The sequence below is a fragment of the Rhodococcus sp. Leaf278 genome, from assembly GCF_001426085.1.
In the GTDB taxonomy this organism is placed as follows: Bacteria; Actinomycetota; Actinomycetes; order Mycobacteriales; family Mycobacteriaceae; genus Rhodococcoides.
Map to the genome: position 1 here is coordinate 1 of NZ_LMRR01000027.1, position 13,593 is coordinate 13,593.

Annotated in this window: 10 protein-coding genes and 4 pseudogenes; all 14 read right to left on the reverse strand. The window is 64.1% G+C overall.

The genetic code is table 11. The features are described 5' to 3' along the window. On the reverse strand, positions 1 to 450 hold a 450-nt coding region (locus tag ASG84_RS18695), incomplete at its 3' end, for a glycoside hydrolase family 19 protein (RefSeq protein WP_327213084.1). Further along, entirely contained in the window at positions 450 to 1,175 is a 726-nt protein-coding gene (locus tag ASG84_RS28785) for a C39 family peptidase (protein WP_057478535.1), read from the reverse strand. The genes ASG84_RS28785 and ASG84_RS18695, both read right to left, overlap by 1 nt. Before the next feature lie 111 nt (positions 1,176 to 1,286). Beyond that, on the reverse strand, positions 1,287 to 1,724 hold a 438-nt coding region (locus ASG84_RS18705; protein WP_442970980.1), incomplete at its 5' end, for a Gp37-like protein. A 407-nt stretch (positions 1,725 to 2,131) separates the two neighbouring features. Continuing rightward, a pseudogene (locus tag ASG84_RS28790) lies at positions 2,132 to 3,067 on the reverse strand (Gp37-like protein); the annotation flags it as partial. Positions 3,068 to 3,078: 11 nt separating this feature from the next. Continuing rightward, on the reverse strand, positions 3,079 to 3,948 hold the full coding sequence (locus ASG84_RS18715) for a hypothetical protein (RefSeq protein WP_057478538.1): 870 nt from the start codon (positions 3,946 to 3,948) through the stop codon (positions 3,079 to 3,081). 3,883 nt (positions 3,949 to 7,831) lie between these two features. Beyond that, positions 7,832 to 8,610, reverse strand: a pseudogene (locus ASG84_RS28795) (phage tail tape measure protein); the annotation flags it as partial. 1 nt (position 8,611) lies between these two features. Then, positions 8,612 to 9,161, reverse strand: a pseudogene (locus tag ASG84_RS28310) (phage tail tape measure protein); the annotation flags it as partial. 88 nt (positions 9,162 to 9,249) lie between these two features. Further along, entirely contained in the window at positions 9,250 to 9,609 is a 360-nt protein-coding gene (locus tag ASG84_RS18735; RefSeq protein ID WP_057478550.1) for a hypothetical protein, read from the reverse strand. Positions 9,610 to 10,418: 809 nt separating this feature from the next. Beyond that, positions 10,419 to 10,679, reverse strand: a pseudogene (locus ASG84_RS27540) (hypothetical protein); the annotation flags it as partial. A 491-nt stretch (positions 10,680 to 11,170) separates the two neighbouring features. Next, positions 11,171 to 11,662, reverse strand: a complete 492-nt coding sequence (locus ASG84_RS18750; protein WP_057478544.1) for a hypothetical protein — start codon at positions 11,660 to 11,662, stop codon at positions 11,171 to 11,173. Further along, entirely contained in the window at positions 11,659 to 11,961 is a 303-nt protein-coding gene (locus tag ASG84_RS18755) for an HK97 gp10 family phage protein (RefSeq protein ID WP_057478545.1), read from the reverse strand. Before ASG84_RS18755 ends, ASG84_RS18750 begins: the two co-directional genes overlap by 4 nt. 609 nt (positions 11,962 to 12,570) lie before the next feature. Then, positions 12,571 to 12,837: a hypothetical protein gene (locus ASG84_RS18765; protein ID WP_057478547.1), complete on the reverse strand. Its 267-nt coding sequence runs from the start codon at positions 12,835 to 12,837 to the stop codon at positions 12,571 to 12,573. Positions 12,838 to 12,843: 6 nt separating this feature from the next. Beyond that, on the reverse strand, positions 12,844 to 13,248 hold the full coding sequence (locus tag ASG84_RS18770; protein WP_057478548.1) for a hypothetical protein: 405 nt from the start codon (positions 13,246 to 13,248) through the stop codon (positions 12,844 to 12,846). Further along, positions 13,245 to 13,593: hypothetical protein (locus tag ASG84_RS27820; RefSeq protein WP_442970981.1), on the reverse strand; the 349-nt coding region annotated here is incomplete at its 5' end. The genes ASG84_RS27820 and ASG84_RS18770, both read right to left, overlap by 4 nt.

Sequence of the window (13,593 nt, forward strand, 5' to 3'; positions counted from 1 at the left end):
GTCGGACAGATCGTTGAGGGGACGTTGGGTGGTCCAGTACCAGACGGCTCCGATGAAGCCGTATCGGTCGTCGGCAGCGGCATCAGGGTTGTCGACGAGGAACGTCGGCGTCGGGACGTAGCCGCGGGCATGGGCCCACTTCGAGCACTCGCGGTAGTTGTTCTTCCCGGTCAACTGAATCGGGCCGCGACCGCGGTACGTGAACCCCTCGCCTGGACCGTTGCCCATGCGGCCGTCGTAGGTCAGCTGATCGGGCGTCGGACCCCACAGCTCGCGCATGTACTTCAGCCCGACAGACTCGTGGCCGAGCTGCGCGCACCACATCACCGCGCGGTTCCGGTTGGTCACGCCGGCGAGAATCATCGCGGCGTTGAATGCCGGTGCGAGCTCGACGTAGCGGTCGGTGGGGGCGGAGTTTCCCATCGCCCGGGCGAGAGTCGCCGCGTCCATCAGCGCGCCCGCTCTCGCTCGATCTTTGCCTCGTGCCGCATCGCGTCGATGTTGAGGACGAAACCCGCGATGGTGTCGATCGGATCGTTCGTCGTGCGGTACTTCGACCGTGACTGGAATCGCTTCGACAGTTCGATGTCCGCGGGCGAGCGTGTGTCCACCGGTGGGGCCGGCTGGATCGGCTTCTCGTTCGGCGTTGCGGTGTAGCCCTTCCCAGCGATGCACGATGCGAGCTGGTCCACGGACATCCAGTACTCGAACGGCCGGAACCCGGAGTCGGCGATCAGGACCTCGCGGGTGTCAGGGTTGCAGCCGACGACCGTGAAGTAGTGGTACACCATGCCGCCCGCGTAGGCCGGCTTCTCACCGCGGGTACCGCGCGGGTAGTTCGACGGAGGCACCATCACGTTGCAGACCACCCCGTACCCGCCGAGGATCGACGCCTGGACGTCCTTCCACAGCAGATCCTTCTGTGCCGGGCTGGCGTCGTTGCCGGGGATCTGGCGAGTGATGTAGTCCGCGGGAACGTTTCGATTCAGCAGGTCGGTGATCAGCCCGATGTGACTGGTGCCGTTGCGGGTAGTGCCGAGTTGCCGGGCGAGATCGGCTTCGGTCGAGCCGATACCTCGGATGTCGAACGCGACCTGACAGGACGCGGGACCACACCAGTAGCTGGTCTCCTGCGGAATGATCGAGACATTATGGGGCAGAACGATGTCCGGCATGATGCGTGCTCCTAGTTCGTTGCGAGGGTCATGGCGTTGAGCATCGAGAACAGTCGCTTGAACCGTTCCTGGTTGCGCTGCTGNGAACGATGTCCGGCATGATGCGTGCTCCTAGTTCGTTGCGAGGGTCATGGCGTTGAGCATCGAGAACAGTCGCTTGAACCGTTCCTGGTTGCGCTGCTGCGGAGACTTCTCCGGCTCGTCGTCACCGATGACCGTGTCCACCAACACCCGGTCCTCTCGGGTGTCGATGACCTCGATCGACTCCACCCGGTCCATGAACATCTCGCCTTCGTCCTCCCAACCGACGAGATGACCGATGCTGAAGTCACGGAACGCAGCGTGTGGAGCCCAGTCGATGACAGAGACCTTCGCGCGCCGCTTACCGGCGATGTCGAAGATGCCCTGATCCGCGCGCTGTTTCGAGGAAAACGTGTATCCGGCCGAGCCGCCGTTGACCAGCTTCTCCGGGCGGGCGAGTGGGCCGAGCTCGCGCTTGGCCTTGTAGTTCGTGGCCTTCATGAATGCCAGGAACACATCGTCGAGGATNGCCGTTGACCAGCTTCTCCGGGCGGGCGAGTGGGCCGAGCTCGCGCTTGGCCTTGTAGTTCGTGGCCTTCATGAATGCCAGGAACACATCGTCGAGGATCGTCGACAACGCACCTGCCACTCCGCCGATGATGCCGCCGAGACCACCGATGGGAATCGACAGCGCCGTCAATGCTGCGGTGGCGAGTGCGATGATTCCCTGCTCGATTGCGAGCTGGAGCAACTTGTTCAGCCACGTGGGTGATTTCCCCCCAACAATCACCGAATAAGCCTGGGGGTGAGTCACTTCCAGCGTTGCGTCGATGATGCCGGCCGAGTCCTCCGTCCACACGCACGACGGAATCTCGGTCTGCTTGAGGTGCTTGGAGATCTGCTCGGCCAACCCGGGCAGGAAGCCGCCGATCAGNTCCGGCCGAGTCCTCCGTCCACACGCACGACGGAATCTCGGTCTGCTTGAGGTGCTTGGAGATCTGCTCGGCCAACCCGGGCAGGAAGCCGCCGATCAGCGAGTCCACACCGTCGGCGATCATCTGCGCGATCGTGTTCGCCAGACCGTCGAGCGGAGCGACACCGGTGTTGATGCCGCCGGACTTCGGTCGATCGACGACCCGCATCCACACTTGCGAGGACAGCAACGTCACCCGGTTCGAGGGTTGCTTGTCGCGGCCCTTGATGAAGAAGCCCATCTCGATCATGACGTCCGAGTCCTTGAGGACTGGATCGAACAGCTCGTCGAGGGAGACCATGCGTGCCTGCATCGTCGTCCACTCCGAGCGGTCGGAGAAGAAGTCGTACGGCAGCATCGTGATCGGGCACTGACCGGTGCGGAACCTCAGGCGGAGGAAGTTTCGCTCGGAGTACCAGTGGATGCCGCCCTTGAGCGGACCGATCCACAGATCCTCCGGTGGGAACTGCACCTCCTCGAAGCCTGGTATGGGCATCGGGTAGGCGTAGATGCAGGACAGGAAGATCTTGCAGTCCACCAGAGTGACCGTGATCGTCTTGTTTCCCTTGATGCCCTTGCGGACTGCAGTGTCGACGAACCCGTCGAAGTGCTCGTCGTTGTAGGTGATCCGCACCGGAATGACGGTGGTGTCCGCTTTCATCAGCAGCTCACGGAAATCCGTCGTGCCCGGCAACACCAACTTCCCCGGTCCCACACCGCGGCGCGGCTTCTTGAACCGCGCCTCGCCGTAGTCGGTGATCATCCCCAGGGGAACGAGATTGGGAGAGAACACCTCCGCGCTGAACTCGGCCGCCGAACCGCGCTTGGGTGGCTCGTCGAGCAACTCCCGCCACGCAGCCGCCGACCACGAATCGAGCGGGACGTTGACGGGATCCATCACCGGTGCTGTCAAAACGGCCTCCGTGATTTCGGTTCGATCGTGAACACCGCCGACGACGCGGCATTGCCACCGATGCACTTGAGACGGGACATGTCCATCCGTCGACGGCCCGGCACCGCGTTGTCCTTGAGGAAACGCTGGCCACCGAGATCGCCGTAGAAGTTGTTGCGCATGTTCGACTTCGGACGCACCGACATATCGGTGTGGATCACCACCACCTCACCCGCCTTCAGGTTCGGAGTGGTCACCACCTTGTCGCTCACACCATCCGGGAGCTGAAAGACACCCGGCCCCTTGATGGTGATCACCGGCATGGCCTTTCGGTCACCGGAGTTGTAGAGGGTCTTCTTCGTGACCGGTTGACCATTGACCCACGAGAACTCCTCCGGCAGCCCGAACCACCACGCCTTCTCCACCACGACCGGGATCAGGTACGGCTGAAATCCCTCGAACACCGGATCGGACTCGTGCTCGACCGACGGTGCTGCGTCCAGACGGAAGTCGCAATACTTGACTCCGCGAGGGGAATTGACGTAGAGGCGGGACTGGAACTCGTACCAGATGTCCGACCAGAACCCGTCCTCGACTTTGTGGATGTGCGAACCGTGGATCTTGTGGACGTACACCGGGATCTTGAAGCGCCGCGGCTCGATCACCGCACCCAGCCAGATCGCGCCGTCGCCGCGCGCGGTCTCGAACCACTGGTGCTTCGCTTCCGGCTCGACGTAGTCGGCCCACCCGGAGGCGAGCACCACCCCGCCGGACTCTCGACCGACAAGGTGGTGCTCGGACAGGTACCACGCCCGCTCCGGAAGATCAGCTACCGCACCAGGACCCGCGATCACCACATTCGCGGTGCCCTCCGGAAAGAACGTCACGACTCTCCAATCCGAACACTGTTGGAGAACCATTCGTCCTCGTGACGGGCCTGACGTATTCCGGCCGACAATTCGTGTCGGTCGAATCCCTTCGCGTTGACCGTGATCGGACGCGCCTCCCGACGCTCCGGAGCGGACCGCTGCGGAGCCATGCGCTCCGCACGCGCCAACGCCAACTCCTGCGCCACCGACGTACGCATCGACCCGGTCAGCACTTCCTCGGTCTGACCCGACAGATTCAGGCCGAGCTCACCGTGCTTCCACAGACCACCGGTGTCGAACAACTTCGGCGTCGGTGTGACCATCCCCTTCGCCAACAGCTCGATCCAGTCCGGAGTGCCCGGAGTGGCCGGCAACTGATTGGCGAGTTCGTACAACTTCGGCGTCGGTGTGACCATCCCCTTCGCCAACAGCTCGATCCAGTCCGGAGTGCCCGGAGTGGCCGGCAACTGATTGGCGAGTTCGTCGTCGGTCGCGGGCTTGGCGGTGTCGAGCAACTTTGCGTTGTCCTCGAGATGTTCCTTCTGCATCTGCGCGAGACCGGTCACCACCGCCATACCTGCCTTGGCGAGCGGGCCCATGTTGTCGGCCTCGTAGTAGCCGAGCACATCCGCGATGTTCTCGGTCACGAAGTCCCCGACGATCCCGCCGAGCGCCGACGACCACTGATCTGCCGTCGTCAACGCACCCGTGCCGGATCCGGAACCACCTGCCGCGGACTCCTTCGCAGCTGAGTTCCGTGCACGCTGCAACGCACGATCGNTTGATCTGCCGTCGTCAACGCACCCGTGCCGGATCCGGAACCACCTGCCGCGGACTCCTTCGCAGCTGAGTTCCGTGCACGCTGCAACGCACGATCGGCGGCTGCCTTCTCCTCCGGTGTCGACTCCGGATCGGCGTACACCTCGTTGCGGCGAGCATTGGCCTCGACGACCGCCGCCTGCGCGTCCTGCGCCGACAACTCGTCGTCGGTCAGATTGGTCGTCAGCTCCGGAGCCTGCGGGGCCGGAGGCTCGTTGAGTCCCCGCGCGGCAGCGTCCTTCTTCGCTTCGAGATCCTTGACCTTCTGCTTCGCCCGCTCGACCTTCGATCGAGCCTGGTCCTTGTCGGCGTCGGACTTCTTCGGATTGCCCAGCGCTGCCGCCAGATCCTCTTCGGCCTGCCTAATCGCAATGCGTGCCGAATCGAGCGCGAGATCGTCCTTCTCCGCCCACGTCGCCTTCTTCGACCGAGATCCACCCGAGCTGCTGTACGAGCTCGCGGAATCCAGACCGTCGATCCCGGCGGTACCGGGAGCGCCCGACGTCGCCGGATCGTATGGCGGTGCGAACAGATCCCACGGCAGGTAGTACTGATTGGTGAACTGCGGATCGAACGCACCCGCGGCACCGCCACCCATCTGCATGTTGCCGTTCGCGCCACCGGACTCGAAGTTGACCCCGTTGATCGTGGCCGCCATGTGCTCTTCGCTGGTGCCCACAACGAACGGCCCCGTCGTGCCGGGCACCAGTCCCGGCCACTCACCGGCCAGCAGCGAGTACGTCGTGCCCAATCGGCCCGACTCGCCCTGACCCATCGCCGCCTTCTGCAGGATTGCAACCCAGCCCGAGCAGTCCGCGGCCGAGACCGTCGCAGCACCCCAGCCGTAGGGGTTGCCGTTACCTCGACGGCCGAGGTCGAACACCCGATCCAGCGCTCCACCCTCAGCGAATCCCGGCAGTGCCAGATTCCCGTTGAGCAAGTCCTCCATCGGCAGGGCATTCATGTCGAGCATCTGCCGGAACCGGTAGACGTTCTCCTGACCGCCCATCGCCTCGACATCGCCCGCGTCGAGGACATGCTCGCCGGTCGAGCCGCGCCACGGCCCGAACCCGGGTGTGAACATCAGCATCGAATCGGACGTCGCCGTCCCTGGCCCCTGCAGTGCACCACCGGTAGCGCGCCTGGGAGGATCGATCAGGACAGGAGCAACAGGGCCCTGAATGCCGGTCGAGTTGAATGCCGCCTGCGCCCGAGCCGTCGCCGCCGCGTCGATGTTGATCATCACGGTCTTGTCTTGAATCCCGTTGACGCTGCGAGCAATAGCGTCGATCGCCGCGAGTGCCTCGGCGTTGGGTGCCGTGATCCGGACGATGCCCGGCTTACCCTCGATCTCGGTTTCGACGGTGCCGCCGACGTCGATGATCTTGCGCTTCGCATCGTCGGTCAGAGCATCAACAGGAATGTCGACCGGCTGACCCACCGCATTGAGCAGGCCTGCCAGAATCGCTATCTGCTGCTCGACGGTATCTGCGCCCCGCAGGCTGGCGAGCATCTCGATATTCTTCGGGACCAGACCTTCGGCCTCGATCATTTGACGAAGCGCCTCGACGCTCACACCGGTCGAGATCGAGAGCTGCTGCAACTGAGCATCGTTCGATGCCCAGATCGGTCCCAGGTCGGCACCCGCCTCGGCGGCAGTGATCGTCGCATCCTTGATGGCCAGCAACGAATCACGCAGACGCGAACCATTCGACGATGCTGTATTGACTGCGCCGCCCTGCGCGATCAGCTCGACGCCCCAGCCCTCGGCCGCGTCCCACACGTCCTTCGTGGCCTCGGCGGTCGACCGCACCTGATCGTTGTACGTCTGCAATGCGTCGGACAGTGGAATCGGTTTGCCCGACAGCACATCCAACGCAGTCTTCATCGCGTTGATACGGTCCGTCGCCGACGACGACTCGTCGGAGAGCACCTTGACCGCGTCTCGGAGATCGAAGAATCCCGGCGTGGTGTTCTGAGCCGTCTCGCGAGCCTTGACGAACTCCTCGCGCAGAGGCTGCAAAACGCTCAGCGCCTCCGAGCCACCGTCCTCGATGTCACGCAGGCTGTTCGCGATGGCGTTGTACTCGGCGTCCGATCCCGAGATCGCCGCAGCGACTTCCTCGTTCGTCTTGCCGAGGTTACGGAACCCGGATTCGGTCTTCGCACCCTGATCGGCCAGATCCTCCTGAGCATGCAGAGCGTCGGTGCCGGCCTCGGCGACACCGGAGAACCAGCCCTTGATGTCACTGCCCGCGGCAGCGAAGATCCCGAACGCACCCGGGCCGTTCTCGGCCAGGGTGTTGGCCTTCTCGCGGACCGAATCGATCTGCAGACCCACAGCGCCGAGAACGTTCTCGGAGATCGCGCCCTGCGATTCCTGGAAGGCCTTCGCCACATCGCGTTGCGCGGCAGCGACGTCGGACGACGACTTGTCGATCGACTCCTGCTGAGCATCGAGAGCGGCATACTCCGAGCTGATCTTGCCGACGGCAAACGTAGCAGCCATGATGCCGACCATCCACGGACCACCGAGAACACCGATCGCGCCCTTGGCCGCGGACGTCATACCTCGCAGGCCTGCGACAGCAGACCCGCCGATCACACCACCGAACTGAGCTGCACGCGCCGCACCGTTCCGCAGCGCCGACGTCAGAGCACCGGACTGTCCCGCGGCCGCACGCTGCTGATTTGCGAACTCGCGAGTGCGCGCGGTGACACCGCGGTAGCCCTCGGCCATGTTGCGGATCGCAGGCGATCGACGTTCCAACGTCGCAAGGCCGGACGCGAGCTCCGAAAGTGGTTCGGCATTCTCCTCGAGCGCACCCGCGAGATCCTCAGCATCACCAGTCAGGGCAGAGATCGGGTTCGCTGTATCGGTATCGGAGATCCCCGACAGCGCCTGCTCCATCTGCAGGTCGCCCATCTCACGACGGAAGTCCGAGATCGAGTCGCGCCAGCCGCTGACTCGCTCACCGATCGAGTCGTCGAGACCGGAGAACTTGAGCGCACCAAGACCGAGAGCCACGGCCTGGACCGGTCCCGGCAACTCCGTGAATGCGCTGACGAGATCGCCAACGAACCCCGCCACCGGAGCCATTGCTTGGCCAGCGGATTCGAGACCACTGATCAGACCGGGGGTGGTGTTCGTGACGAACTCTGCACCCTTGGTGATCAGACCCTCGAGCGGACCGTCGACAAGGTCGTAGACACCGAGCGCGAGAGTCTCGGCAGCATTGCCCGCGGACGCCATCGCACCCGGCAGGCCCTTCGTCTTCGCCGCCGCGACCTCGGCGGCCGCGCCCTGACGCTCGACCGCGGTACGCATCGTGTCGTACCCAGCCTGGCCCTGTTCGGCCGCCACACCGGCCAGACGCATCGCGTCCGAACCGAACAGTGTCGCGGTCGCCGCCTGATACAGCTCCGGCGACATCGATGCCGCCGCCTCGTCGAGCTGACGGAACAACTCCGACATGCCGACGAACTGGCCCTGCGCGTTGTAGACCGTGAGCCCGAGATCTTCGATCGCGCCCTGGGCCGGGTTCGACTGGTCGGTCAGTGCCAGCAGGGTCGACTTCAGCAGTGTGCCGGCGTCGGATCCCTGAATGCCTGCGTTGGCAAGGACGCCGAGCGTGGCGGCGGTGTCCTCGATGGACATCCCGAACTGGTTGGCGACCGCACCGGACTGGGCGAGACCCATCGCGACATCGGTGATTTCGGCCGACGATGCGTTGGCCGAGTTCGCCAGCACATCGGAGACCTTCGCCGCGTAGTCGGCATTGAGGCCGAACGACTGCAGAGCCTGCGACTGGATTGTCGCCGCCGACGCGGCATCGATCTGCGCGGCTGCCGCCAGCTGCANCCCGCCTCTGTATTTGCGGCGTCGCCTGTCTCCTACGAGTTGGCAGGAGGAGGCGACGCGGTAGAACGTGCGTTGCGAACAGGCAATAGTTCCGGCATCGAAAGCTCGCCAATATGCCTGCACTTGAGTTCGCCAGCACATCGGAGACCTTCGCCGCGTAGTCGGCATTGAGGCCGAACGACTGCAGAGCCTGCGACTGGATTGTCGCCGCCGACGCGGCATCGATCTGCGCGGCTGCCGCCAGCTGCAGCGTGCCCTTCGCAGCATCCATCGACTGCTGGACCGTGAAACCACCCTTGGCGAGCTCGGTCATCGCCGCAGCGGCATCGGACGCCGACGTACCAGGCAGAGAGATGTCGTTACCGAGCGCCTTCGCACGATCACCTGCGACGGACATCTGCTGCTCGGTCGCCCGAGTCACTGCCTGCAGGGTGTTCATCGTGGTCGTGTAGTCGTTGCCGATGGTGATGATCTCTTTGACACCCGCGGCGACAGCAGCACCGCCGATAGCTAGACCCATCGCACCCGCGAAGGCCTTCGCCTGTGTCATGGCCGGAGCGAGCGCGCGCTGCAGTTCACCCGGTGCGTTCCGTGCGTTGACCGCAACTTCGACGTCTATCCGACCACCGGGCACGAGATCACCTCTTTCGCATTCTCAGAACATCGGCCAAGGTGAGTTCTCGCTCAGCTTCGGGCGTCGAATACCGTTGCGCGGCCTCGGTGTAGCGGGTCCGGTGAATCTCTGCGAGCTCCGGCCGTCGCAGTGCAATCGGATAAATCAACGGTTGCGGCGGCGGTGTGATCCCCCGACGCTTTCGAATCGCTTGCTCTGCCTTGACCTTCGGATCGCTCGGGTCGGTGATCCACTGCGAGTACAGGGAATCGAGCTCGAAATTGTCGCGGTCCAGCAGCATCGCGATGTTCTCGTCCGTGCGGCCCTGCTGGTCATCCCGGGCGAGCGCGTCGTGCACCAACGCTGCGAGGTCCGCGTACAGCATCGATTCCATGGCCTCGCGAAGATCAAGGTGGTGGTGATGCCGCACTGCGGCAAGTGCTGCGTCCCAACCTTCCTCGTCGTCGAGGGTGGCTAGGACGCCAAGAATTTCCCCGACAGACTCATCAGGCCGGCGATCTTGTAGATCGCCGCGAACAGTGCGTTGGACTCGTACATCGACAACTCGCCGATGTCATTCCACAGTTGCTTCGGCCCAACAGGTTTCCGACGGCGCGGTCCAATNCGACAGACTCATCAGGCCGGCGATCTTGTAGATCGCCGCGAACAGTGCGTTGGACTCGTACATCGACAACTCGCCGATGTCATTCCACAGTTGCTTCGCATCCCCCTCGGCAAGGACGATGTCGAGGACCTGATCGCCGACGTCGACACCGGTGGCGCGGAGCAGCTTGAAGAACTTCCGGACCGTCTTCGCCGAATAGCGGCGACCCACCGAGTATTCGACGCCGTCGAACACGATCGGCACCGAGGAGAAGTCGTTCCACACGATCGGTAATACGACCGGAGGACCACCGACAGCGAGCACCGATTCGAGATCGAACGGTTCCCGACGCTCTTCCGAGTCCTTGGTGGTGTCGTCTTCGGGAGGGAGGGTGACCCCCGCCTCGTCGGTGTCGACGGGGCGGGGGTCTTTGTTCTTGCTCTTGTTCTCTGGCATGTGAATTCGAGTTCGTCTTCGGGAGGGAGGGTGACCCCCGCCTCGTCGGTGTCGACGGGGCGGGGGTCTTTGTTCTTGCTCTTGTTCTCTGGCATGTGAATTCGAGTTCCTTATCTAGCTGAATGGGTTGCGGATCAGGGAGCGAGCGGGTTGGCGTCGCCGCCCTCACGAACCTCGTTCAGCGCGATCAGCTCGAACTCCCAGCCGTCGAGATCTTCACCCTTGAACGACCGGGGCGGAGGGGTGCCGAGGCGGTTACGTTCGCAGTAGAACCACGCCTTGGCCGAGATATCGCGAGCGATCGCGAGCACGGCGAACTCCTCGCCGTTGCCCTTCTTGTACTCGAAGTTGCCGGTGCTGAGCTCGATCACCTCGCCGCCCTCGAGCATCGTCAGNCGCGATCGCGAGCACGGCGAACTCCTCGCCGTTGCCCTTCTTGTACTCGAAGTTGCCGGTGCTGAGCTCGATCACCTCGCCGCCCTCGAGCATCGTCAGGAACGTGGCCTTCGATCGGTCGGTCGCACGGAACTTCATCGTGTCGTCACGCGGCGATGACGTSACCGCGTACGAGGACTTCCGGAAGTTCATGACCTTGTGCTTCTTGACGTCCTGGGTCGGGGTGACGTCGAAGCCCATCTGCAGACCGCCGTACGCGTCCCACGCCACACCCGGYGCGGTGCCGGTGATCGGGTTGTCGGCGAACGGRTTCGCGGGGAGCGCGGTKCCYGCGGGGGCTCGGTAGAAGTCGACGTCCAAGTAGACGGTCGCCTTRTTCGGATCGGCGTGTGTGCTCACGGGTGATTCCTTTCAAACGTTTCGGCCCACATCCGTGAGCTCGATGATTGGGTCCGGCCCGGGGCGCATGCCAGGACACCCCGGGCCGGGTTCACGCCCACCAGAAAGTGGGGTGTTCTCGGACGGTGACGGTCAGCTCGACTCGCACCGTCTGGCGATAGAGCGGCATGTCCTCACCGCGTGACTTGTCGATCTGCGGCCCGTTRCCGGGGCCGTCGATCCACCGGCCGTTCCACGAACAGTTCCGGAACRGCCGGGCTGTGGTGTGGCCGATGATCTCCCCRCACAGCCCCGCCAGATCCCATGCAACTTCTTCGGGATCAGCGAGGATCGGGTGCGGCTCGCTCCGCAGGATCGYGGGAGGYGGMGCGAAGACATCGATCTGCACGAACGGCTTTCGCAGCATCGGATCGTCGCCCTTGGTTCCCGCACCGCGAATCACGATGAACGGGCGCACGATGTTCTCCGGAATGTCACGCGTGGTGATCAGTTCCYTCGGAACRTGCTCGATTAGATCAGCGTCGGCATGCAGCGCCTCTCGAACCGCACCGGGCGCGAACGGGATTCGGACCTTAGGCGTCATCGCGGCGTCCAGCCGGAGTACTTACCGTGCGAGCGCGCGGCATCGGTCATCACGGCCGCCGGCGGAGTGTCGAGGGTGCCGTACTCGATGTAGCTGGCGTCGTCGGCCGCATTGACCGCGAACACCCTGCGACCCTCGTACTCCACCAGGAACTCCGACTGAAAGTAGCCAGTGTCCACCGGTGCTACCTCACGCGCCTCGTTGACGATCTCGGTCGCGATTGCGATGCGACCTTCGATAGTCGTGGCAGTGACCTGCTCGCGCACCTGCCCGGGATAGACAGTCAGGCGAGCCGACATCAGGACGACTTGGGCGCGGTGGCCTTCGGCGCACCTGCCCGGGATAGACAGTCAGGCGAGCCGACATCAGGACGACTTGGGCGCGGTGGCCTTCGGCGGACCGGCAGGGCGGCCACTGGGTGTCGACGTCAGCTCGGCCGGCGGCGCGGCCACGGTGTCGTCAGTCTTGACATCGGCCGGCGGTGCGACGACATCGCTGTCGCTCCTGTCCTCGGCAGGTGCCTGCTCTTCGGTCAACGATTCCTCGGCCACGCGCGCTTGGTGGGCGTACGACCCTTCGGCGGTGAAGTGCCTGCGGCCCTCGTCGTCGGTCCACTGAACGATCGGCTGGGCGGAGGTTTCGGTGTTCTCGGTGTCGGCCATGGTGGCGGATCTCCTTCGTAGTGCGGGGNTGCGGCCCTCGTCGTCGGTCCACTGAACGATCGGCTGGGCGGAGGTTTCGGTGTTCTCGGTGTCGGCCATGGTGGCGGATCTCCTTCGTAGTGCGGGGCAGACCGGACCAGTACGGGTCAGGTCATTGCCTTCTGTTCTTCGGACAGGTCTTCACGCAGAACCCATTCGCGGGTCCGCATGTCGAGGAACCACCCGGCCTGTGNGGACCAGTACGGGTCAGGTCATTGCCTTCTGTTCTTCGGACAGGTCTTCACGCAGAACCCATTCGCGGGTCCGCATGTCGAGGAACCACCCGGCCTGTGCGTTGAGCACTGCTTGCGCGATCGCCGCGTAGTAGTTCGGGTCGGTGCGGAAGTTGAAATGCCAATCGGCAGCGCCGAACGCCATCCCGTCGAGATCGGTGGCCAACTGCGCCACCACGAAATGCGACGTSGTCGGATACGGCGGKTGCGGCTTCGGTTGCTGCACTGCGGGCTGATCCATTGCGGATCACTCACTTTCGGTTACGGGGTCAACTGCGGGTTGGATGCCATATCCGATCCGTGCTCGACGATCGCAACGATGTACTGCACCGGTCCCCCGGCGGACGTACACCAATTGGCCGACCTCGACGATGTTCGTTGCGTCTGCCCCGTCTGTGCGGGAGTCTCCCTCGAAGCGGAGTCGGTCTCGGCCGTTCAGTCCGCCGGGTACCGGGGCGTTGATCTGCAGCACCATCTGACTGGTCGTGAGGTCGCCGGGATGCTGCTCTTGCTTCGTTTCGAGGAAGCGCAGCGACAACAGGCCGGTGACTGGGACCGCCGTGGGCGGGACCGGAATCTTGTTGCCCGTCGACTCGTCGTAGACCGGGGGGTTGTCGCGGAGCACCGACCAGTTCTGCGGGTACCGCCTCATGTGAGGAAGTCCCTGCGGTAATTCTGCGGTCGCCGATCAGGTGCGTACGACGGCGAGATCGAGAACGAMGACGATTCGAGACCGCCCTTGGCGGGCAGYGGTGTGAGGTCCGCGATTTCRCTCGGCGTGAAGTACACCAGTGACGATGCGTCCGGAGCGAGATCGAACTCGGTCGTCTCCTCGGGGAACTGCATCGACTTCACGCCGAGGCCCCGGCGGAAGTTCGTCAGTGCGCGGATGACCGCCACCGACATCACACCGATCATCACGTCTCGGTCGAGCAGACCTTCCGCGAGACCGTGATCGAGGTCCAGCCCGGACGTGCGGCGCACGTCGTTGCGGGCC